Here is a 21,641-nt window from a genome sequence, read left to right as displayed (position 1 = left end):
GAGCATGGAAAATCAAACGGAAAACAATACCTGTTATCATTGCCACGATAGTTTATCTCCAACTATTTTTTATGCCGATGACCATTCCTTTTGCTGCAACGGTTGCAAGCAAGTATATCAATTACTTTCTTCACATTCACTCGGAGCTTATTACGAACAAGATGCAAATGCAGGCATTCGTCCAAATAAAACTGCAGAAGAAACTTTTGCTGTTCTAGATGATTTAGAAATTCGTAAAAAGTATATTGATTTTCAAGAAGGAAGCACCGTTAAACTCACCTTGCATTTACCTCAAATCCACTGTGCGAGTTGTATTTATCTTTTAGAACACCTACATAAATTAAACGAAGGAATCTTAAGTTCTTCCGTTCATTTCCCAAAAAAAACAGCAACGATTACCGTCACTACAGAACTCATAAAACTATCTGAATTAGCACGTTTACTTACAAAAATTGGATACGAGCCAAACTTTAAAGCCATCGACAAATCAGCATCCACTTTTGACAAACGCTTGTTGCTCCAATTGGGTGTTGCAGGATTTGCTTTTGGGAGTATCATGCTTTGGAGTTTTCCCGAGTATTTGGGAATTGACCAAACCTACTCTGGGATTCGGGAATTTAGCTCTTATCTCTCTTTTGCGGTTTCCATTCCTGTTTTGCTCTTTTCAGCACGAGATTATTTCAAATCTGCAATTGCGGGAATGAGATTGCGTAATTTAAACCTCGATATTCCAATAGCAATCGGAATTTTAGCGCTTTACATTCGTAGTTGTGTGGCCATTTTCAGTCAAGAAGGGCCAGGATACATGGATTCCTTTGCTGCTTTTATCTTTTTCTTACTCATCGGAAAATGGTTTCAGGGAAAAACCTATCAATGGCTGTCATTTGAACGCGATTTTAGAGCTTACTTCCCCGTTGCTGTGATCAAAAAAACAAGTTCAGACTCCGTACTTTGTCCTATTGATAAACTGCAAGTTGGAGATGAAATTTCCATTCGAAACGAAGAAATCATACCTTGTGATTGCATTTTATTAACCGAAAAAGCAACAGTTGATTACAGTTTCGTTAGTGGTGAAGCTGATTGGATTGAAAAGAAAAAGGGAGATTTGCTTTATGCTGGAGGAAAGAATTTTGGAGAAACTATTCAATTGGTTGTATCTAAAACCACCGAGCGAAGTACTTTGACCCAACTTTGGAACGACAGGCATACCAAACGAACAGAATTATCTTTTCAAACCCGACAAGACCGCATTTCAAAATACTTCATTGCTGCAGTTCTTATTCTTGCGATTGTTTCCTCCATAGTTTGGATTTGGATTGATCCTCGTCAAATTCCAGAAGTTGTTACAGCCATTCTAATTGTGGCTTGTCCTTGTGCTTTGGCATTATCCGTTCCATTTGTATACGGAAATATGTTGCGCGTATTAGGCAAAAACGGTTTTTATCTTCGAAATACAGCCATTATTGAACGCATTCAGCAATGCAACTACCTTGTTTTCGACAAAACAGGAACATTAACAGAACAAGATCACAAGCAAATCGAATACACCGGAAGAACACTTTCAGAATTTGAAAAATTGGCGCTTCATGAAATGACCAAGCATGCAATTCATCCCTATGCTAGAGCAATACACGACTATTTTTCTCTCACTATTCAACAATCTGACGCAACAATTTCGCCGATTGAAATCCCTGGAAGAGGAATCTCATTTGGTTTCTTTCAACTTGGATCCGCTTCTTTTCTTGGATTGGAGGAGCAATATCCAAATGAATCAGTAGTTTACTTCGCTGCAGAAGGAAAACTCTTGGGAACTTTTCTATTTCATTCCAAATTGCGCAACCAACTCAAAGAACTTGTCCAAAATTTAGGTTCAACTTACCAATTAGCCGTTATTTCTGGTGATAAACCCAAAGATTTAGAATTATTGAAGCAACTCTTCCCAGTAGGAACAAGCTTTCATTTTGAACAACAACCACTTCAGAAAAAGGAATTTATCCAAGATCTGCAAGCAAAAGGCAATTATACACTCATGATTGGCGATGGATTAAATGATGCTGGAGCACTCAACGAAGCATTTGTAGGAATTGCACTTTCAGAAAATTTAGTACGCTTTACTCCTGCTTCAGATGCCATTTTAAAAGCAGAAAACTTAAACAAACTCGCTGCGTATTTTCAATTCATTCGCGATGGAAAAAGATTCTTGCGGATTTGTTTCGCCTTTTCACTTTGTTACAACCTTACTGGAATTGGATTTGCAGTAACTGGCCAATTAACTCCATTTGTTGCAACCATCCTAATGCCCTTAAGTTCAATTACCGTTGTTTCTCTGGCGACATTTCTAACTATCCGAAGAAAATTTAATGACGTCTAAAGCTGAATGAAATCTACGTCCAATAATTCTTGAATGTAGCGCAGTTTTTTGCGTTCAACAGCCTCCACTAGACTCAAAGAAATACCACGTTTTCCTGCTCTAGCTGTACGACCACTTCGATGTGTGTAATAATCGGGATCATCTGGTAATTGATAATGAACAACAAAAGCTAAATCGGGAAAGTCCATTCCACGAGCAGTAATATCTGTTGCAATCAAGTATTGTGTGTGTTCTTGAGAAAACATACGCATGGCTTTTTCGCGTTCTTTTGGAAACATTTCACCATAAATCTCTGTCACCTTTTTCTCATGAGTTCTCAGAAAGCGCGCCACATGCTCTACATCTCCTTTTGTTCTACAAAAAACGATTCCTCGTCCTTTTTTCATCGTCGTTAGAAAATCTAATAGCAACATGGTTTTATCTTCCTTCTGACATTCCACATACTGGTGTTCAATCTTCGGATTCATGACTTTTTTCGTCGCAATAATTGCTTGAGGAGCATCGCGATGTAAAGTATTTTTAATCCATTTGGTCAATTCTCCATGAATTGTTGCCGAAAAGAGCCATTTTTTATGAAAATCATTGGTTTCAGCTAAAATCTTATCAATTTCTTTCATGAAACCTTTCGCATACAACTCATCTGCTTCATCCAAAACGATGGTTTTCATACGTCTAAGCGAAACAGCTTTCAAGCGTATCAATTCCAACAATCTTCCGGGTGTTGCAACTAAAACGTGAGTTGGACGCTGTAAATTTCTCTTTTGCTCCTCAATATCATCGCCTTTCACGATGGATTGAATGAAAAATTTATCCAAATTCTTTGAAAGTTTGTATAAAGCTTTAGTCGTTTGAACAACTAATTCACGCGTTGGAACTAAAATAACAGCTTGGACATCTTTGTCCTTTGCATCAATACGTTGCAGTAATGGAACTCCATAAGCAATTGTTTTTCCTGACCCCGTATGAGCCTGCCCAACATAATCCTGATGCTTTTCTATCAAATACTTCCAAGCGTGTTCTTGGATAGGAGTTGGCTCAGAAAAGCCGAGTTCTGCTAACCTACTTATAAGCTTTGGATTGATAGATAATTCTGTTTTCATGCTTCAAAGGTAATGCTTTCAATGAAGAGTTCTTTGATTTGCATTTACCCGGTTGAATTTAAAATTCGAAATTCGAAATTAAAAAGCGGTTTATCAAACACTTATTTAGAATCAAACTAAATTATATAGCTCTGAGTAATTGTTAAAATAAAAAAAATATATTTAATTTAAATTATTATTTCACTCATGAAAAAGACACAGATTCATTTTTGTGATTCTAAGAAAATTATCCTATCAGAAAAACATGATATAAGTCAGTTTTTTTCCACATCTAAGTCATGTTTTAACAAAAATTACTTCACTTTCTTTGTTCCATGGGAATGATTTATATAATGTTAATTGTAAGTCTCTGTTTAGCAGTGTTTTTCTTGGTCATTTTTCTATGGGCAACAAAGACTGGACAGTATGATGATGATTATTCGCCAAGTGTGAGAATCCTCTTCGAAGATGAATTAACTACTAATGACGCAAATAAAAACAACGATGGAAATACAAACAGTTAAGTACGACAATAAAATTGTCAAATACTTCACATTCGCCACAATTCTTTGGGCGGTCATAGGAATGCTTGTAGGTTTAATTGCAGCTCTGCAATTAGCATTCCCTGAATTTTTCAACGACCACCTCGGTTTCAGATACATTTCGTTTGGTAGAATAAGACCTTTGCATACGAATGCGGTGATTTTTGCCTTTGTTGGAAACGGAATTTTCATGGGAGTTTATTATTCCCTCCAACGATTACTCAAAACTAGAATGTGGAGTGATAAACTAAGTTATCTCAATTTTTGGGGGTGGCAATTTATCATTGTTTGTGCAGTTCTCACCTTACCTTTTGGAATCACTTCCAGCAAAGAATATGCAGAGTTAGAATGGTGGATTGATATTCTGATTGCACTTATTTGGGTCGTTTTCGGCTGGAATATGTTTGCAACCATTCTAAACCGAAGAGTGAAACATTTATACGTAGCAATTTGGTTCTACATCGCAACGTTTGTAACAGTTGCCATCCTACACATCTTCAACTCCTTTGAGTTACCAATTTCCTTTTTTAAGAGCTACTCTTGGTACGCTGGAGTTCAAGATGCGTTGGTGCAATGGTGGTACGGACACAATGCAGTGGCGTTTTTCCTTACGACACCTTATTTAGGATTGATGTACTATTTCGTTCCAAAAGCAGCGAACAGACCTGTTTATTCTTATCGATTATCCATCATTCACTTTTGGGCATTAATCTTCCTCTATATTTGGGCAGGACCTCATCACTTATTATATACTTCGCTTCCCGATTGGGCACAGAGTTTAGGTGTTGTATTCTCTGTGATGCTCATTGCACCATCTTGGGGAGGAATGCTCAATGGATTATTGACGATGCGAGGAGCATGGGATCGTGTTCGTGATAATGCGATGCTGAAATTCATGGTTGTTGCCTTAACATGTTACGGAATGGCCACTTTCGAAGGTCCGCTACTTTCCCTGAAATCTGTCAATATGATCTCACACTTCACAGATTGGACGGTTGCCCACGTGCATGTAGGAGGTTTAGGTTGGAACGGAATGATGACTTTTGGGATGATTTATTGGTTGATTCCAAAAATGTATAAAACAGAATTATACTCCAAAAAATTGGCCAACCAACATTTCTGGATTGCAACCTTAGGAATCATTCTATACGCCGTTCCAATGTACATTGCCGGATTCATGCAAGGATTGAGTTGGCAGCAATTCAAACCAGACGGAACACTTGTTTACAAAGATTTCTTAGAAATTGTAATCGATATGAAACCGTATTACATTCTAAGATCAATAGGTGGATTCTTATACATTACAGGAGCATTGATAATGGTTTACAATATCTTTAAAACGGTTCGAAAAGGCTCTTTCCTTCCAGATGAATCCGTTGAAATATCTGTAGAAAAAGCACACACAACTAAAAAGAAAGAATACTGGCACCGAAGTATTGAAGGAAAACCAATTCGATTCATGGTGTTGAGCATCATTGTAGTTGCGATTGGTGGTTTGGCTGAAATCATTCCGACAATAGCTGTAAAATCAAATGTTCCAACTATTAGCAGTATCAAACCTTATACTCCGCTGGAATTAGAAGGAAGAGACATTTATATTCGCGAAGGTTGCAACAACTGTCATTCGCAAATGATTCGTCCATTGCGTTTTGAAACAGCACGTTATGCCCCAAGTGCTGAAAGTGGTAGCTACACAAAAGCAGGAGAACACGTTTACGACCATCCACATTTATGGGGTTCCAAACGCACAGGTCCAGATTTGGCTCGAGAAGGCGGATTGCGCGGTAATTTATGGCATTACAAACACATGATTGATCCAAAAGCGCTTTCTCCAGGTTCCATAATGCCAGCATACACTTGGCTGCGTGAAGATGATTTAAATACGAGTCTACTTCCGAAGAAAATCGAGGCAATGCAAACATTGGGAGTTCCTTATCCAAAAGGATATGCTTCGAAAGCCATGAATGATTTAACAAAACAGGCAAAAGTAATTGCTACGGACATTGTAGAAAACACCCCTAAAATTGCTTTAAATGGCCAATCTAAAGATGCCAAAATAGCCGAATTACAAAAGAAAGAAATCATCGCGTTAGTTGCCTACTTACAGCGATTAGGAACTGATATTAAAGTCAAAAAAGTTAATTAAGGACGATTATGTTACGATTTATTAAACATCATTTAGCAACAGAAGCAGGTGTAGAATTTTACGGAATTTTTTCCTTGTTGGTTTTCACCCTCGTTTTCTTAATTGTGCTCATCCGAATCGCGCGAATGAAAAAATCGACTATCGATGAATTGAGCAACATTCCTTTGAATAACGAAGTATCAACCATTCAAAATGAAGTACCATGAAAATCAGTCAACTAATACTGATAGCTGCGCTGTTTGTTGGATCAACAGTTTACAGTCAAGGTGAGGCCTTATTTAAAGCCAAATGTAATACATGTCATGCGGTAGATAAAAACTCTACTGGTCCACTTCTTAAAGGTGTAAAAGCAAAATGGGCAGATGCTGGAGAGTCTGAAATGCTATACGATTGGGTGAAAAATTCTAAAAACCTAATTGCGAGTGGAAAAAGTAAAATGGCTTTAGCAATTAAAGATTTTTCGGGATCTGAAATGGCACCACAACAAGCAAGTAATGAAGAAATTGATCAAATATTAGAGTATATTGACGGATATGTAAAAGTGGAAACACCTCCTAACATTGCAGATCCGTCGAAACAAGATAGTCCAGAGTTGCTTCCTGATTACAAAGGAAATCTTACGATTTTCTACGCTTTACTTGTTTTAATGATTATTCTACTCTTTGCAATCATTTTGATGAGTACTTCCATTCTCACTTTTGTGAAATCAGATGTTTTCAAACGAAAATTGAAAGAACAGGAGAATCTAACCAAAATACTGGTTCTTCTAATCACAGTTGGTGCTCTGTTAACTCCAAGTATCTCTTATGGGATGAGAACTCCTGACAAGACAAATTTAGCGGAAATGGAATACCCGTGGTTGTTAGTAGAAAAGGTAGATTTATTCATCCTTTTCAGCATCAACTTCGTGCTTTTACTTGTTGTTCTTTACTTGAGAGGTTTGTTCAACAACTTCTTTTACATGGTTTATCCACGTAAAGTGAAAGCCGTAAAACCAAAACAAAGTCGTGTTACCAAAATTTTGGTTGATGTGGTTCCAATTGAAGAAGAAAGCTCCATTCTAATGGATCATGAATACGATGGAATTCGTGAATTGGACAACAACTTACCTCCGTGGTGGGTTTGGGGATTCTACATGACGATCATATTCGCATTCGCTTATTTCACGTATTACCACGTTTTCAATGGCGATTCTCAAACAACAGAATACAATCGTACAATGGCGAAAGCAAAAGTAGAAATAGATGCTTATTTGAAAGATGCTGCCATGAATGTAGATGAAAGCAACGTAACGCTTCTTACCGAACAAGCGGCTTTAAATTCTGGAAAACAACTATTTGAAGCCAATTGTACTGTTTGTCACAAAGATGGTAGTGGAGATATTGGCCCGAACTTAACAGATAACTTCTGGCTTTATGGAAACGATATAAAAACAGTTTTTGGAACGATTAAAAATGGAACTACGAACGGAATGCCTGAACATGCTTCTAAATTAAATCCAGTTCAGCTGCAAGAAGTTGCGTCTTATGTCTTAAGTCTGAAATACAAACCAGGCAAAGAGCCTCAAGGAACAGAATATCTGAAAAAATAACGAAGAAATGTCTGCCTTTGGGCAGGCATTTTCTTTAGAACAAAAATCATGGAAGAAGAATTTAGAGATCGCATTGCAACTGTCAACGAAGCTGGAAAACGCGTTTGGGTTTACCCTAAAAAACCGAAGGGAAAATTCACCAATCGTCGGAAATGGTTGAGTTACTCCCTACTCCTTTTCTTACTAACTGCTCCCTTTATCAAAATCAATGGAGACCAGCTCATTGAGATCAATATTATTGAACGAAAATTCTCACTGTTCGGAGCTACATTTTGGCCACAGGATTTGTATTTATTCGCCATCATGTTGATTATTTTTATAGTCTTCGTAATTCTATTCACCATAATTTACGGGCGGTTATTCTGCGGATGGTTCTGTCCACAAACGATTTTCATGGAATTCGTTTTCCGACAAATCGAATATTGGATTGATGGTGACTGGACTCAGCAAAAAGCATTGGATAAAGCGCCTTGGAATGCACAAAAATGGGGAAAACGGATTCTGAAGCACAGTATTTTTTGGATTATCTCTTTTATCATTGCGAATGTTTTCCTGGCTTACATCATTGGAAGTACAACTTTACTCAAAATCATTACAGAACCTGTTCAATTACACATTGGAGGACTGTTCTCTATGGGAATTTTTACCACTATTTTCTATTTTGTTTTTGCACGATTGAGAGAGCAAGTTTGCACCACCATTTGTCCTTACGGGCGTTTACAAGGTGTACTACTCGATCAAAACTCCATGGTTGTGGCTTACGATTATGTGCGTGGAGAAGATCGTGGGAAATTCCGTAAAGGAGAAGATCGAGAAGCAGTAAAAAAAGGAGATTGTATTGATTGTGCACAATGCGTTCATGTGTGTCCTACTGGAATAGACATTCGCAATGGAACTCAACTAGAATGTGTGAATTGCACTGCTTGTATTGACGCTTGCGATACGATGATGGATGGCGTAGGATTGGAAAAAGGATTGATTCGATTTGTATCCGAAAACGGAATCAAAAATAGAACGCGTTTTCAGTGGACCCGAAGAGTTGTTTCTTATACCGTTCTTTTGGCAGTTCTAATTGGCGTTTGGATTACGATGCTCGTAATGAGAGAAGATTTCTCAACAACTATTTTACGCCAAAGAGGATCTACCTTTCAAATCACTCAAAACAATGACATTAGTAACATTTTCGAAGTCGATTTGACCAATAAAACAAAAGAGCATTTTGAAGTAAAACTAATTTCCACAGATCCTCGTGTTCAATTGGAACTAGCAAATAAAACACTCGAATTACCTGGAGAAAAACACATTCGAGAACGATTTTTAGCACGTTTTCCGTATTCGGTTATTGAAAAAGGAACGCAGAAAATGGATGTTATCATACTTGGAAATGGAAAAGAAATCGATCGGGTGAAAATTAAACTTATTGGACCGAGTTTTTAAAAAAAAGTTAAAAGAATAAGGAATCTGAATAGAACGAACAAATCTTCATTTTGGAATTCGTAATTCGGCATTCGTAATTAATTAAAGATATGAATTGGGGAAAAGGAATAATTATCGGAATGGCGCTCTTCATCGGATTTATCGTAACGATGGTAACAATTATGATGCGTCAAAAGATTGATTTGGTTCATGAAGATTACTACAAAAGGGAAATCAATTATGAAGATCAGTTAAAAGCGCAGAAAAACTATGCTTCTGTGCGTGGGAAAATTGAGTTTCAGAGCAAAGAAGACAGTTTATTGATTCACTTTCCAGCGGAATTTCAAACAAATACTGTTTCTATTGAACTACAACGTCCGAATGACCAAAAAAGTGATTTTACACTATCTACCATTCCTTTGAAAAAAGTGATTATACCTACAAAATCTTTTCCAAAAGGCGTTTTTACATGCACTATCAATGGGCAAATTAAAGGAAAACCTTACGAAATGTCTCAACAAGTAGTTATTCAATAATGGTTTTTCTAATTGGCTCGTTTTTATTGGGGCTCGCTGGTTCATTTCACTGCATCGGAATGTGCGGACCAATTGCGCTTGCCTTACCTCTAAACAGGAGCTCGAAAAGCAGTATTCTAATCGGATTATTGGCAGCAAATCTAGGGAGAATCATTACCTACATCTTCCTTGGATTTATCGTTGGATCAATTGGGTTTTCACTCCAACTCTTTCGCATTTTTCAGTTACTCAGTATTCTTTTCGGGATTGGGTTAATTGCAATTGCATGGAGAAAACATTGGCTAAAACAAATTGAATTTCGTTCGTCCAATCTACAACAGTGGATTTCTAAAAAAATGGCACTTCTACTCCAGCAAAAAGGCGCTTCCAAGCTATTTGGAATTGGGCTTTTAAACGGTTTGTTACCGTGCGGAATGATTTTTCTAGCACTTGCGAATGCATTATTGGCTAAAAATCCACTTGGGAGCGCCGTTTCCATGGCTGCTTTTGGATTTGGAACACTTCCAGCTCTTCTCGGTGTTGGATTCTTTGCGCAACGCATTACCCAAACATTCCGAAACAAATTAACGGTTGCATTTCCCTACATCCTCTCCTTAATTGGATTACTCGTTATTCTTCGCGGAGTGAATTTGGGAATTCCTGTTTTAAGTCCAAAAATGGAACAACAAACGAAAGCTGGAGATCAAAAAACGATTGTGATTGAATGTCATAGAGCTAAAAAATAGTTATTCATTCCTACTTTAGTTATCACTCGATTCTGTTTTAAATATCGGATGAATATCTTCATCACAATACTTCACTTCACTTCCTGAACGTTTCGGAATATAGAGAACCTTTTTCTTATTCCGTTTATTCTTGTTTTTAGACGATTGAATATTGACTGTTACAACAATTTGATCATAAATTAGCGGGATGAAAAGCTTTCCTTTTCGATCTACAAATCCAATTTTCGCATCGTTCATAACCAACGCGTATCCACAATACAACTCATTGAAGCGACCAACGGAATCGTACTGATCAACCCACGAAGCACTTTTATCTACTGGAATAGAAATTGGTTCTTTTTCGATCACTTGAGCAAACGAATTTTCTTTCGAAACCTGTTTTGAATAATCTACTTTATGGGGAACTGAGTCCGCGCGACGAGTAACCGAGCTATTTTTAGATTCCTGTTTCAAAGCACTCGGTTCGCTCTTTCTTTTTACAGAAGTCACTGAAATCGTGCTTCTTTTATTCGTTTTATCTACCACGTGCCAATCAGAAGATTGAATAAGAGAACTTTTGTCTCCAGTTTGGTTTGGTTGATTTTCTACGAATGTATCTTTCGGAAAAACAATTTCTTCCGAAGCTTCTTCCATTTCTACTACAGCTAGTGTTTTCGTTGGTTCATTTGAAGGCGATTTCTTATTTTGAAGCGCATAAATAATTCCTGTAGCCACAGCAGCTGTTACAAGTACTCCGATTGCAACTTGTTTGATTCTTAAATTCCGCAGATAGCTTTTCCCAACTTGATTTACCAATACACGCTGTGAAGCACGTTTAGCGGCAGATTGAATAAGTTCGTGCATTTCCAATTCTTCTCTGAGTTCTGGATTTACTTGTAATTCTTGTTCAAAAGCAATTCTTCCTTCTTCCGAAAGTTCATTTTGCAAGTAGCGTTCTATGAGTTGATTCCAATTTGTTTCCATGTCTTATGCTTTCATTGGTTCAACGTGTAATTCTTGTTCCTGTATTAATTCCTTTGCTTTCTGTAAGCATCGGTATTTCTGAGCTTTTGCAACCTTATCGTTCCGCAAGCCAATCTTTTTGGCAATATCTACCATGTTCCATCCCAATCCGTAAAACAACTGTAATAATTCCTGGCACTGAGCTCCTAATTTCATAAGCGTTGATTCCACTTCACGGATTTTCAATTCTTTCTCGAACCATCCATCTTCAGCGGCTTCTATATTTTCGGGCAATTCGGTAGAAATGTGCTTTTGCTCCTTCCGCGCTTGATTGTACCACAATAATTTACAGGTATTTCGCACATAAAAAAACGGTTCAACAGTCAATTCAAATTCCGAAGATTCACGTTTTCGAACATAAATAAGCAAGGCTTCCTGAAAAATATCTTCCCCACTCACTGAATCGCAGCCCAAAGTCTTCAGATAACGTCGAATATCTGGCCATTTCCGATAGAGTTGTTTTAATTCTTGTTGCATATTTACGGATCCAATCATGGAGGTATTTTCAATTGAATGTTGGGAAAGTGAAAAGGTAAACAATTATTCAATAATTATGAATTACGAGAGAATTTTGGAACTGAAAAAACAGTAGTTTAGTAATCTAGAATAATTAAACATTTTTGTACTAATAGAACCCTATTAAATTCACTGGATGATTGCAAAAAAAGAATTTCTTGAAAAATATAATATATCAGATTCTGAATTTAAAAAGTCTGGAGCTATTTGGCCCGAATTGGAAGCTATTTATAACCATTTTGATAGTATTCGTCATGACTTTGAACCAACAGCAAGGGACATTGCAGAAAGATTATTAAAGGTAAAAAGTGTTCACTCTGTAAGATATAGAATAAAAGAATCCGAACATTTAATAGAAAAAATTATTCGGAAGAAATTAGAAGACAAAAAACGTGTTTTCACTATTGAAAATTATGTATCTGAAATAAGTGATATAATTGGTGTAAGGGCTCTTCATCTATTTAAAGATGATTGGAATTATATCGATTCATACATAATTAGCACATGGAAGACAAAGGAAACGCCCACTGCGAATGTAAGAAATGGTGATTCTGAGGAACTAATAAAAATTTATCAAGACAAAAAATATGAAATAAAGGAACACAAATATGGATATCGTTCGGTTCATTATATCTTAGAATCAAGTCCTACAAAACAGTCATTTGTAGCCGAATTACAAATTAGAACAATCTTTGAAGAGGCTTGGAGTGAAATAGACCACACTATTCGATATCCATATGATCTAGAAAATCCTATTTTAAAAGAATACTTATTAATGTTCAATAGATTAGCTGGCAATGCTGATGAAATGGGTACCTACATTAAATTCTTACAATCAGAACTCCAAAATAAGGAACGAAAATTTGAGGAAGAACTCAAGGAACGTGAACAAATAATAGATGACCTAAAATCAAAAATAGAAACTCTTGAAATTGACAAAAAATTAAAAAAAGAACTTGGATCTAGTATTGATCATTTAATTGCTTCCAATAAAAGTGTTTTGAATGATATAGCAATTATTAATAATGACACATTTATAACCAATTCATTTACTCATGTCTTTTCAAAAAAAGACAAAACATGTATAACATGTTTTAAGAAATTTTCAGGTAGTGATTTTGTATTTCAATGCGAAGAATGTCAAAAAAAATCTCGCCAGATTATTATTAAATAACTGTATATGCAGGGCTATCCCTCAATTTTAGCTCATATTATATACATTTTATTGTTAAGTTAATAATCTTTGTTAGATTCGCATCCATCTAATTATTCAAAACAAAAAATGTTAGTATTTGATTATCAACATACATGTAGATTCGCTCAAAAAGCATATGTTGAATTCAATGCACCATTTAAATCAAATAAACGCAAAAGAACAAATGGTAAAGGGTTTATTATTCCATTTTTAGGTGAAGGATATTATTTTTGGGAAGAGAATATCACTGCAGCACACGATTGGGGAAGTAGACATTGTAATGGGAAGTATAATATTATTCAGTTTAAAGATTTAGAAATACCTAAAAACATTCTGTTAGATTTTGGAAACAGACGAGATTTAGCGTTTTTCAATGAACTTAGAGAGATGTATATTGAAAAACGTCCAGAATCAAAAAAATGGTCAATTTCTGTATGGATTGAATTTTTTAAAGAAATGAAAAATAAGGATAATGTATATTTCCCTTTTAATTACTTGAGAGCTGATGAAAACTATCCAGATGATGAAAAGAATTCTAAAATAAAAGAAAAGATTATATTTGCATCTGGAGAAAAATATTTCACATATTTGTCACCACTTTGGATTTTATGCATTATTGAGAAAAGTAGCATGAAATTTGCAAAAAAGGAAATTATACATTAAATTAGAGTTATGTACACTTCTGAAATGATAGAATCTTTAAAAAAGAATGATGAATTCTTGAACAAGGTTGATTATAATGAACTTGATGCTCTCATGAGTGAGTTTGATCACTATGAAGTAGAATCATTTTCAATTTTAAGTCATTTGTTAGTTGATCATCAATGTTTAGATTTTGATTCGACGTGGTTTACCCATTTCGAGTTTTTCGATGAAATTGAAAGAAAGTCGGTTAGACCGACTATTGATACTAATAAAAGGACCCTCCAAGAGGGTCCTTTTTCTTTTCTATAAATCATTATCGTTACAATTAATTATTACATTTGACAAATGAAGTCAGAATTAAATTTTATAGATTTTATCGTGCCTAGATTCCTATTCGAGAAGGGGCACTATGAAAAATCTGACAATCCAGTAAAGATTAAGCCAAAGGCTGTGATTAGTAGATCTAAAAATCAATTTCATATTAATATGGATATTGAATTGATTGATAATGAGAACGACTTCAAATTGAAAATGTTTTGTATTGGCATATTTCATTTTGAAACAGAAAGTGAAGACCATCTTTTAAGTTTTCTTTCTCTAAATGGACCTGCAATTGTTTTTCCATATGTGAGATCATTTATTTCCTCCGTAACAGCTTTGTCAGGATTCGATACTATTACATTACCTACTATGAATCTTTCAGGTTTTAAAGATGAACTTATCAAAGGTCTAGTTGATATAGATAATCAGACGGAGTCCTGATATTATTGCACTTAAATATTTGTTACGAATTTGAAGTTGCGTAAATAGTATAAACTCACTTTTAGAATCAAAATTAGATGATCTCAATCAAACTAAAATTTATTAGTGAGTTTACAGTTCATTTTAAAGTCCCTTTAAAAATTGATATTTCACCCAACATCCATCCACTATCTTTGATTTTTGGTATCTTCATAAAAAACACAAATTAATGGACATTGTTGACAATATTGAACTCACCTATTTAAGTATATCAGACTACGAAGCATTGAAAGAGGCCATGGTGGAATCCTACACGGGTTTATCCAATCCTTTTTGGAACAGAAATCAGATCGAAACCCTTATAAATCAGTTTCCAGACGGACAAGTTGCCATTAAAGTAAACGGTCAAATTGCTGGAGTAGCACTTTGTATTATTGTGGATTCCTCCAAATATGAGCATTTGCACACTTACCGCCAAATCACTGGTGATTACACCTTCAAAACGCATAGACCAGATGGAAATGTGCTTTACGGAATTGATGTATTTATCAAAAAAGAATTCCGTGGTTTGCGCCTAGGCAGACGTTTATACGATTACCGCAAAGAATTGTGCGAAAAATTGAATCTCAAGGGCATTGCTTTTGGCGGGCGAATACCCAACTATCATCGTTACGCGGAGGAAATGTCCCCAAAAGAATACATTGAAAAAGTAAAACGCAAAGAGGTTCACGATCCAGTGCTCGATTTTCAAATGTCGAACGATTTTCACCCTTCTAAAATTTTAAAAAATTACCTGGAAGGTGATCCCGACTCCAAAGATTACGCCGTCCTATTGGAATGGGATAACTTATACTATGAGGTAAAAAACGAAGCTCCAAGTGCCATAAAAACTGTCGTTCGTTTAGGTTTAATTCAATGGCAAATGCGACCCTACTCCAACTTAGAAGAATTGATGCAACAAGCAGAATATTTCGTCGATGCAGTTTCGGGGTATCGTTCCGACTTTGCATTATTTCCGGAATTTTTCAATGCTCCATTGATGGCTGAAAATAACCATTTATCGGAACCCCAAGCTATTCGCGAATTAGCTCAATATACGCAAGAAATTGTACAACAATTTTCCAAGCTAGCAATCAGTTACAACATCAATATCATTACGGGAAGTATGCCCGAAATTCAAAACGACCGACTTTTCAATGTGGGATATTTATGTCACCGTGATGGAAGAATAGAACGTTTCGAGAAAATTCATGTCACCCCAGATGAAGCCAAAATCTGGGGAATGGAAGGCGGAAATAACCTCCAAGTCTTCGATACCGATTGTGGAAAGATTGGTATTTTAATCTGTTACGATGTCGAATTCCCAGAACTAAGTCGTTTATTAGCTACTGAAGGAATGGATATTTTGTTTGTTCCTTTCCTAACAGATACTCAAAACGGATACTCTCGTGTTCGTCATTGTGCACAGGCACGGGCAATTGAAAATGAGTGTTATGTTGCCATTGCTGGAAGTGTTGGAAACTTACCGAATGTACACAACATGGATATTCAATATGCACAATCCATGGTTTTTACACCCTGTGATTTTGCCTTTCCTTCAAACGGAATTAAGGCCGAAGCAACTCCAAATGCAGAAATGATTTTGATTGCAGATGTAGACATTACCTTGTTGCGTGAGCTCAATCAATACGGTTCGGTACGAAACCTGAAAGATCGTAGAACAGACATTTACGATTTGAAGAAACGCAAACGGAAGGAATAATTAGGAATCAAAAAAATGGTATTAGATTTGTGTAAATCCGAACTAAAATGAAAACAATGAAAAACCTATTTATAGTACTCGTTCTCTTTTTAACCTCAAATACCCTTTATTCGCAACAAGTTTACTCTGTAAACTATTCATCTCAAGCGGATGTAAGAGTCTTCGTAGTTCAATACGAATCTCAAGCAGATTTAAAAGTTTACAAAGTAAAATACTCTTCTCAAGCTGGAGAAAATGATGGAAAATGGTTTTTTGTAGATTATGAAAGTCAAGCAAAAAAGACCATTTTCTTCGTCGATTATGAAAGCCAAGCGGATTTGAAAATTTTCTTCGTGGAATACGAAAGTCAAGCAGGCTGGAGAAATAGTAGTAAGAAGCAGTTGATGTATTAATTTAGGACATTAGGATGTTAGGACAAGATTTAAAGTCCTAATATCTTAAAATCTTGAGGTCTTAAAATCCAATTTACTAAATTCGCACTATGTCTTGGTTAAAAAACCTCATTAAATATTATTTCAGCAAACGCATACACCGCGATAAATTGCATCCTTCAGTTGGAATTCAGCAGCGTGCGTTGATGCTGCATTATCAGGTTGCTCAGGCGAACAAGCAAGTTCCCGCTTTCAACACAACTGGATTTAAAGTTTTCTCACAATTTGAGGAAGATGGTTTGTTGCTTTTCCTCTTTTCATTGATGGGCGAAGGAAGAAAAACCTTCATTGAAATCGGTTCGAACGATGGAATAAACAGCAATTGCAGCAATTTAGCCATTCACTTCGGTTGGTCTGGATTGTTTTTTGAAGGAGATCTCAAATTGATTCGGCGCGGAGAGAAATTCTATTCAAAAACTCCAACGCCTTATCATCCAAAACCGAAATATGTTCAAGCAATTATTAAGAGCGAGAACATTAATCAATTAATTGAAAACGCAGGTTTATCGGGCGAAATTGAACTTCTTTCTATCGACATTGACGGAAACGATTATTGGGTTTGGGATGCTTTAACGGTCGTTCAGCCAAAAGTAGTCGTGATTGAAACACATACCGAATTTGGATTAGAAAACATTGTTGTTCCCTACGATTCGAACTACATGTATCCAGGAAAACATCCAATTTACCACGGAGCAAGTGTTATTGCTATGAATAATCTCGCTGAAAAGAAGGGATATCGTTTAATTGGTGCAAATGATTTGGGAATGAATCAAATATATATCAGAAAAGATTTACTTTTAGACGAAGTTCCAACAGTTTCGCCAGAATCAACTTTGTGGCATCCGAAAACAAAAGCGGATTACTCAAAGTTTAATGAAATTAAAGATTGGGAATACATTAAAGGTTAATTTATGATCAGAAAAACGCTCTTTTCGAAACAAGCTTTGCAAATAAGTATCGATCGAATCAATCAACTACAAGCAGATAAAACTCCACTTTGGGGAAAAATGAATGTCTCTCAAATGCTGGATCATTGTAGTGAAACCATGAAAGTAGCTCGTGGAGAAAAGGAATTGAAACGCATTTTTCTGAGTTATATCTTAGGAAGTATGATGAAAGAATCTTTCTACAACGACAAACCGATTCCTAAAAATGGTCCGACACATAAGGATTTTATCATAACGACTACTTCTGACTTTGAAAAAGCAAAAAAAGAGTTAATAGATCATTTAGTAGCGTTCCAAGAAGCTGGAATGGATAAATGTACAGATGCACCTCACTCATTTTTCGGGAAAATTACGAAAGAACAATGGGGATTGGGAATGTACAAACATTTAGATCATCACTTACAACAATTTGGCGTTTAGATTATGGAATTCATTGATCAAGCATTGGATGATTACTGTTGTGTACATACGTCAGCAGAATCTGAATTATTGGCAAAACTGAATAGAGATACACATGTGAATGTACTGCAACCTCGTATGTTGAGCGGTCATTTTCAAGGTCGTTTGTTGAGTTTATTGTCTAAAATGATTCGTCCGGAACGCATTTTGGAGATTGGAACTTACACCGGTTATTCCGCATTGTGCATGGCAGAAGGCTTGACAGAAAACGGAAAAATAATTACACTAGATATCAATGCGCAATTGGAAGACTTTGTTCGTTCTTACATCGAAGAAAGTGATTACGCATCTAAAATAGATTACCGCATTTGTAACGCCATGGAGGAAATTCCACACCTAGAAGAGCAATTTGATTTGGTATTTATTGATGCGGACAAAATGAACTACATCAATTACTACAATTTGGTTTTCAACAAAGTAAAATCAGGCGGATACATCTTGTCAGACAATGTATTGTGGTCGGGGAAAGTCATTCAAACAGAAGGAAAAATTGACAAAGACACTCAGTTATTGAAAGATTTTAACGATTTGATTCAAAATGATTCCCGTGTGGAGAACATCTTGCTTCCAATACGAGATGGGGTGATGATTGCTAGAAAAAAATGAATCCTTTTTTCCTAATTACTCCATTTTAAGTGGGACGAACAACTGGTTTTTCTTTCTCTAATTCTACATCAATTGCTTTGTTTTTAGAAACAAATTTTCCTTCTTTAAATTCATAAGTCAACAAGTCGTATCCATCATACCTCACTTCTTTTCCTTCATTTTTAAATGGAAGAGCAATTTTTAAGACTCCTGTAAATTCCTTTCCATTCAGAAAAAAAGTATGCGTTTCCAAATTATTTAAAAACTTACTGTATTCTAAGAAAACTTCATCTGTTTCAACTTTTTTTCTGTCTGCAACATAATAATGAACAATTTTAAAGGTGTTTTTGGCTTCAATCCGTTTTGGAATTGCTTTCGTTGTCAAAAACAATTTCTTTTTTTCAGTAACAATATTCTTTGAACAAATGGAAAAATACGACTTCCCTACTTTTTCCTCATTACAATTGGTTTGAGCATTTAGTTCGGAAGAAAACAAAATGCTTGTAAATAAAAACGATAAACTGTAAACTAGAATTTTTGTTGTCATTGGTTATATTTTATGCTCTTAAATTAATCAAATGCTTTTGAATCCATTCAAATATAAATCTTAAGATACATTTGTAAGAGAAAATTGTGCCAAAGTTCAATGATTCGTTTTTAGTGGTTAGTTTTGTAGGTTGAATCTCTGAATCTTTTGAACTTTCTTCATAAAAACAGTAACCTTTTCGGTCAAATTACGATATAGATAGTTGGGCATAATTATTGCCCATTGAACTGTGTATTTTAAAAGCTTATGTGGAAAAACTACTTGTTAATTACTGGAATATCTCTTATTTCCATCCAATCATTTTACGCACAAGAGGAAGATCCATCTTGTTTAGCACCATCTAAAAAAGCCCAAAAATATATCTTCGCAGGACAAAATGCTGGTGATCCAAAAACTGCCGCTGAGAATTTTGCCAAAGCTATTGAAGAGGCTCCTGATAATGCGGGTGCTTATTTCGAATTCGGAATGTATGCGTACGAATCTGGTAAAAAAGCCTATGAAACGGTTGCAAACCCCGCACAAGGTGACAGAAGTTGGGTAAAAGCAGAACAATTACTAGTAAAAGCAGCTGAATTGTGCCCAGATTACCATTCTGATATTTTCTATTATTTAGGAGTAATCAATTATACCCAAGATCAAAAAGAGGAAGCAAATAAGTGGTTTCAGAAATTTGTGGATTTCAAAAACACCGATAATTCACGTTATGGAACAAACTATGCCAAACAACTTACGGACGTAAAAAAATTATTGGTCAATCAGAAAGAAGATTCTGAAATGGCTAGCAAACAAGTTCCTTTCAACCCGAAGAAAGTTCAAAATGTTTCGACAGGAAATGATGAATACTTCCCAATGATTTCTCCCGACAACTTACTGATGTTCTATACACGCAAGCAGGATGTGAAAAATTTGGGTGACCTTGTTTCGAATGTGCAAGAGGTTTACACCTATTCCAATCACATGGACGAAGGTATTTCATTTGATGGAGGAAAAGCATTTCCAAAACCATTCAATAATGGATCTTTTCAAAGTTACGGTGGCGCAACGATGTCTGTCGATAACAAAGAAATGATTATTTGTGCCTGCAAAAGAGCTGAAGTAAATGGCCAGGCATACATGAATTGTGATTTATACTCAACAACTTATCAAAAAACAGGTCCCAATCCTTCTGATTATCAATGGTCTGAATTAGTCAATTTAGGTCCAAAAATTAATACACCAGACGGTTGGGAAGCTCAGCCTTCTATGTCAGCGGATGGAAATACCTTATTCTATACAGCCAATCGCAGAACAACAAAAGATAACGATGTTTTTGTCGTAAAGAGAAATCCAGATGGAACTTGGGGTTCGCCCAGACCATTTGATGAGATAAACACTGCTGGAAAAGACAAGAGCCCCTTTTTACATCAAGATAGTGAAACCTTGTATTTTGTTTCAACCGTATCAGATGATCGAAAAGGTGCTGGTGGTTTGGATATTTTCTACATGCGTGAGGAAAATGGAGTTTGGAGTAAACCGAAAAATATTGGTTACCCAATCAATACAGCAGAAGACGAAATTGGAATTTTTGTTTCTACAGATGGTAAATTGGCTTATTATTCATCCCAACAGCAAGGAAACTGGGATATTTACGGGTTTGATTTGTACGAAGAAGCTCGTCCAAAAGCGGTAACAATCATCAAAGGAGATCTAAAAGATCCAACGGGTAAACCTATTGAAAATGCTATCATTGAAGTTGCTTACGAGAGTTCAGATAAAGTAGAACAAGTTCGAGTAAACGGAAATGATGGAAAATATGCAGTGGTTGTGAAGACCGAAAAACCTCAAGACATCATGGTTTCTGTGAAAAAAGATGGAGCAGCTTTCGATTCTAAATTAATTACGAAAGAGGAAATTGTCAAAAAAGAGAATCGTGTGAATAATAATTTAGAGGTGAAAGAACTCAAAGTTGGAGAAGCTTATACAATCAATGACATTTTGTATGACTACAACTCTGATTTTCTTTCTACTAAATCAAAATTCATTCTTCGTGAGTTCGCTCGTTTCTTAAAATCCAATCCTACAGTGAAAATAATGGTTCAAGGACATACGGATAGCGATGGTGACGATGCGAAAAATTTAGATCTTTCTGATCGTCGTGCGAAAGGTGTAAAAGCTTATTTGCAATCTCAAGGCATTGAATCGGATCGATTAGAAGCGAAAGGTTATGGTGAAACGAAACCGAAAGTTGAAAATGATACACCAGAAAATAAAGCGAAGAATCGTAGAACTGATTTCTTGATTCAGGGAATGTGATTTTCTAAAATTAGAAATGACGTAATTATTAATTATCAAGGGAATCATCTTCTTTCTTAGGATTTCCTTGATAATTTTGTCATTGATAAGTGATAATTCCCCACTTCAATTGT

21 protein-coding genes are annotated in these 21,641 nt (G+C 35.8%); 17 read left to right on the top strand and 4 right to left on the bottom strand.

The window, feature by feature from the left end:
- Positions 1–4: 4 nt before the first annotated feature.
- On the top strand, positions 5–2,371 hold the full coding sequence (locus tag FLUTA_RS15645) for a heavy metal translocating P-type ATPase (RefSeq protein WP_013687872.1): 2,367 nt from the start codon (positions 5–7) through the stop codon (positions 2,369–2,371).
- On the opposite strand, the gene FLUTA_RS15640 is transcribed toward FLUTA_RS15645, so the two are convergent.
- Positions 2,368–3,471 carry a DEAD/DEAH box helicase gene (locus FLUTA_RS15640; RefSeq protein ID WP_013687871.1) on the bottom strand — a complete coding sequence of 368 codons (1,104 nt, stop codon included), beginning with the start codon at positions 3,469–3,471 and terminating at the stop codon, positions 2,368–2,370. The genes FLUTA_RS15645 and FLUTA_RS15640 overlap by 4 nt on opposite strands.
- A 314-nt stretch (positions 3,472–3,785) precedes the next feature.
- On the opposite strand from FLUTA_RS15640, the gene ccoS reads away from it, so the two are divergent.
- From ccoS to FLUTA_RS15605, 7 genes are all read left to right on the top strand, one after another.
- A complete protein-coding gene (gene ccoS, locus FLUTA_RS15635) occupies positions 3,786–3,974 on the top strand; it encodes a cbb3-type cytochrome oxidase assembly protein CcoS (protein WP_013687870.1) in 189 nt (62 codons plus the stop codon).
- Complete coding sequence (ccoN, locus tag FLUTA_RS15630; protein WP_013687869.1) at positions 3,955–6,138, top strand: cytochrome-c oxidase, cbb3-type subunit I; 2,184 nt, start codon at positions 3,955–3,957, stop codon at positions 6,136–6,138. Before ccoS ends, ccoN begins: the two co-directional genes overlap by 20 nt.
- A gap of 8 nt (positions 6,139–6,146) precedes the next feature.
- Positions 6,147–6,344, top strand: a complete 198-nt coding sequence (locus tag FLUTA_RS15625; protein WP_013687868.1) for a CcoQ/FixQ family Cbb3-type cytochrome c oxidase assembly chaperone — start codon at positions 6,147–6,149, stop codon at positions 6,342–6,344.
- Positions 6,341–7,729, top strand: coding sequence for a c-type cytochrome (locus FLUTA_RS20950; protein WP_013687867.1), 1,389 nt, complete (start codon positions 6,341–6,343; stop codon positions 7,727–7,729). Before FLUTA_RS15625 ends, FLUTA_RS20950 begins: the two co-directional genes overlap by 4 nt.
- A 48-nt stretch (positions 7,730–7,777) precedes the next feature.
- Positions 7,778–9,166 (top strand): cytochrome c oxidase accessory protein CcoG, encoded by a 1,389-nt coding sequence (gene ccoG, locus FLUTA_RS15615; RefSeq protein WP_013687866.1) that lies wholly within the window; start codon positions 7,778–7,780, stop codon positions 9,164–9,166.
- An 89-nt stretch (positions 9,167–9,255) separates the two neighbouring features.
- The gene (locus tag FLUTA_RS15610; protein WP_013687865.1) at positions 9,256–9,681 is read left to right on the top strand and encodes a FixH family protein; all 426 of its coding nucleotides are present in this window, start codon (positions 9,256–9,258) and stop codon (positions 9,679–9,681) included.
- Positions 9,681–10,406, top strand: a complete 726-nt coding sequence (locus tag FLUTA_RS15605; RefSeq protein ID WP_013687864.1) for a sulfite exporter TauE/SafE family protein — start codon at positions 9,681–9,683, stop codon at positions 10,404–10,406. Before FLUTA_RS15610 ends, FLUTA_RS15605 begins: the two co-directional genes overlap by 1 nt.
- A 15-nt stretch (positions 10,407–10,421) precedes the next feature.
- Here the strand turns inward: FLUTA_RS15605 and FLUTA_RS15600 are convergent, their stop codons facing one another.
- Positions 10,422–11,369, bottom strand: coding sequence for an anti-sigma factor (locus tag FLUTA_RS15600; protein ID WP_013687863.1), 948 nt, complete (start codon positions 11,367–11,369; stop codon positions 10,422–10,424).
- A 3-nt stretch (positions 11,370–11,372) separates the two neighbouring features.
- Entirely contained in the window at positions 11,373–11,903 is a 531-nt protein-coding gene (locus tag FLUTA_RS15595; protein WP_013687862.1) for an RNA polymerase sigma factor, read from the bottom strand.
- Positions 11,904–12,060: 157 nt separating this feature from the next.
- On the opposite strand from FLUTA_RS15595, the gene FLUTA_RS15590 reads away from it, so the two are divergent.
- From FLUTA_RS15590 to FLUTA_RS15550, 8 genes are all read left to right on the top strand, one after another.
- A complete protein-coding gene (locus FLUTA_RS15590) occupies positions 12,061–13,098 on the top strand; it encodes a RelA/SpoT domain-containing protein (RefSeq protein ID WP_013687861.1) in 1,038 nt (345 codons plus the stop codon).
- 108 nt (positions 13,099–13,206) lie between these two features.
- Positions 13,207–13,782 (top strand): hypothetical protein, encoded by a 576-nt coding sequence (locus tag FLUTA_RS15585; RefSeq protein ID WP_043023877.1) that lies wholly within the window; start codon positions 13,207–13,209, stop codon positions 13,780–13,782.
- A 327-nt stretch (positions 13,783–14,109) separates the two neighbouring features.
- Positions 14,110–14,526, top strand: coding sequence for a protein-export chaperone SecB (locus FLUTA_RS20945; RefSeq protein WP_013687858.1), 417 nt, complete (start codon positions 14,110–14,112; stop codon positions 14,524–14,526).
- Positions 14,527–14,734: 208 nt separating this feature from the next.
- Positions 14,735–16,267 carry a carbon-nitrogen hydrolase family protein gene (locus tag FLUTA_RS15570; RefSeq protein WP_013687857.1) on the top strand — a complete coding sequence of 511 codons (1,533 nt, stop codon included), beginning with the start codon at positions 14,735–14,737 and terminating at the stop codon, positions 16,265–16,267.
- Between the two features lie 56 nt (positions 16,268–16,323).
- Positions 16,324–16,659, top strand: a complete 336-nt coding sequence (locus FLUTA_RS15565; protein ID WP_013687856.1) for a 7(1) septoil knot domain-containing protein — start codon at positions 16,324–16,326, stop codon at positions 16,657–16,659.
- A gap of 89 nt (positions 16,660–16,748) precedes the next feature.
- Positions 16,749–17,606 (top strand): hypothetical protein, encoded by an 858-nt coding sequence (locus FLUTA_RS15560; RefSeq protein ID WP_013687855.1) that lies wholly within the window; start codon positions 16,749–16,751, stop codon positions 17,604–17,606.
- A 3-nt stretch (positions 17,607–17,609) separates the two neighbouring features.
- On the top strand, positions 17,610–18,065 hold the full coding sequence (locus tag FLUTA_RS15555) for a DUF1569 domain-containing protein (RefSeq protein WP_013687854.1): 456 nt from the start codon (positions 17,610–17,612) through the stop codon (positions 18,063–18,065).
- 3 nt (positions 18,066–18,068) lie between these two features.
- The gene (locus tag FLUTA_RS15550) at positions 18,069–18,710 is read left to right on the top strand and encodes an O-methyltransferase (protein WP_013687853.1); all 642 of its coding nucleotides are present in this window, start codon (positions 18,069–18,071) and stop codon (positions 18,708–18,710) included.
- A gap of 25 nt (positions 18,711–18,735) precedes the next feature.
- Here FLUTA_RS15550 and FLUTA_RS15545 read toward each other — a convergent pair whose 3' ends face one another.
- A complete protein-coding gene (locus FLUTA_RS15545; RefSeq protein WP_013687852.1) occupies positions 18,736–19,236 on the bottom strand; it encodes a hypothetical protein in 501 nt (166 codons plus the stop codon).
- 246 nt (positions 19,237–19,482) lie between these two features.
- On the opposite strand from FLUTA_RS15545, the gene FLUTA_RS15540 reads away from it, so the two are divergent.
- Positions 19,483–21,528, top strand: a complete 2,046-nt coding sequence (locus FLUTA_RS15540; RefSeq protein ID WP_013687851.1) for an OmpA family protein — start codon at positions 19,483–19,485, stop codon at positions 21,526–21,528.
- Positions 21,529–21,641 lie beyond the last annotated feature (113 nt).

Source organism: Fluviicola taffensis DSM 16823, assembly GCF_000194605.1.
GTDB lineage: Bacteria > Bacteroidota > Bacteroidia > Flavobacteriales_D > Crocinitomicaceae > Fluviicola > Fluviicola taffensis.
This window is presented reverse-complemented; position numbering and strand designations above follow the sequence as displayed.

Excerpts from the sequence above, each read along its gene's own strand:
- FLUTA_RS20945 (WP_013687858.1), top strand. The coding sequence starts at position 14,110 with ATGAAGTCAGAATTAAATTTTATAGATTTTATCGTGCCTAGATTCCTA.
- FLUTA_RS15645 (WP_013687872.1), top strand. The coding sequence starts at position 5 with ATGGAAAATCAAACGGAAAACAATACCTGTTATCATTGCCACGATAGT.
- FLUTA_RS15590 (WP_013687861.1), top strand. The coding sequence starts at position 12,061 with ATGATTGCAAAAAAAGAATTTCTTGAAAAATATAATATATCAGATTCT.
- FLUTA_RS15550 (WP_013687853.1), top strand. The coding sequence starts at position 18,069 with ATGGAATTCATTGATCAAGCATTGGATGATTACTGTTGTGTACATACG.
- FLUTA_RS15545 (WP_013687852.1), bottom strand. The coding sequence starts at position 19,236 with ATGACAACAAAAATTCTAGTTTACAGTTTATCGTTTTTATTTACAAGC.
- FLUTA_RS15600 (WP_013687863.1), bottom strand. The coding sequence starts at position 11,369 with ATGGAAACAAATTGGAATCAACTCATAGAACGCTACTTGCAAAATGAA.
- ccoG (WP_013687866.1), top strand. The coding sequence starts at position 7,778 with ATGGAAGAAGAATTTAGAGATCGCATTGCAACTGTCAACGAAGCTGGA.
- FLUTA_RS15560 (WP_013687855.1), top strand. The coding sequence starts at position 16,749 with ATGTCTTGGTTAAAAAACCTCATTAAATATTATTTCAGCAAACGCATA.
- FLUTA_RS15570 (WP_013687857.1), top strand. The coding sequence starts at position 14,735 with ATGGACATTGTTGACAATATTGAACTCACCTATTTAAGTATATCAGAC.
- FLUTA_RS15605 (WP_013687864.1), top strand. The coding sequence starts at position 9,681 with ATGGTTTTTCTAATTGGCTCGTTTTTATTGGGGCTCGCTGGTTCATTT.
- FLUTA_RS15565 (WP_013687856.1), top strand. The coding sequence starts at position 16,324 with ATGAAAAACCTATTTATAGTACTCGTTCTCTTTTTAACCTCAAATACC.
- FLUTA_RS15625 (WP_013687868.1), top strand. The coding sequence starts at position 6,147 with ATGTTACGATTTATTAAACATCATTTAGCAACAGAAGCAGGTGTAGAA.
- FLUTA_RS15555 (WP_013687854.1), top strand. The coding sequence starts at position 17,610 with ATGATCAGAAAAACGCTCTTTTCGAAACAAGCTTTGCAAATAAGTATC.
- FLUTA_RS15595 (WP_013687862.1), bottom strand. The coding sequence starts at position 11,903 with ATGATTGGATCCGTAAATATGCAACAAGAATTAAAACAACTCTATCGG.
- FLUTA_RS15585 (WP_043023877.1), top strand. The coding sequence starts at position 13,207 with ATGTTAGTATTTGATTATCAACATACATGTAGATTCGCTCAAAAAGCA.
- FLUTA_RS15640 (WP_013687871.1), bottom strand. The coding sequence starts at position 3,471 with ATGAAAACAGAATTATCTATCAATCCAAAGCTTATAAGTAGGTTAGCA.
- ccoN (WP_013687869.1), top strand. The coding sequence starts at position 3,955 with ATGGAAATACAAACAGTTAAGTACGACAATAAAATTGTCAAATACTTC.
- FLUTA_RS15610 (WP_013687865.1), top strand. The coding sequence starts at position 9,256 with ATGAATTGGGGAAAAGGAATAATTATCGGAATGGCGCTCTTCATCGGA.
- FLUTA_RS20950 (WP_013687867.1), top strand. The coding sequence starts at position 6,341 with ATGAAAATCAGTCAACTAATACTGATAGCTGCGCTGTTTGTTGGATCA.
- FLUTA_RS15540 (WP_013687851.1), top strand. The coding sequence starts at position 19,483 with ATGTGGAAAAACTACTTGTTAATTACTGGAATATCTCTTATTTCCATC.
- ccoS (WP_013687870.1), top strand. The coding sequence starts at position 3,786 with ATGGGAATGATTTATATAATGTTAATTGTAAGTCTCTGTTTAGCAGTG.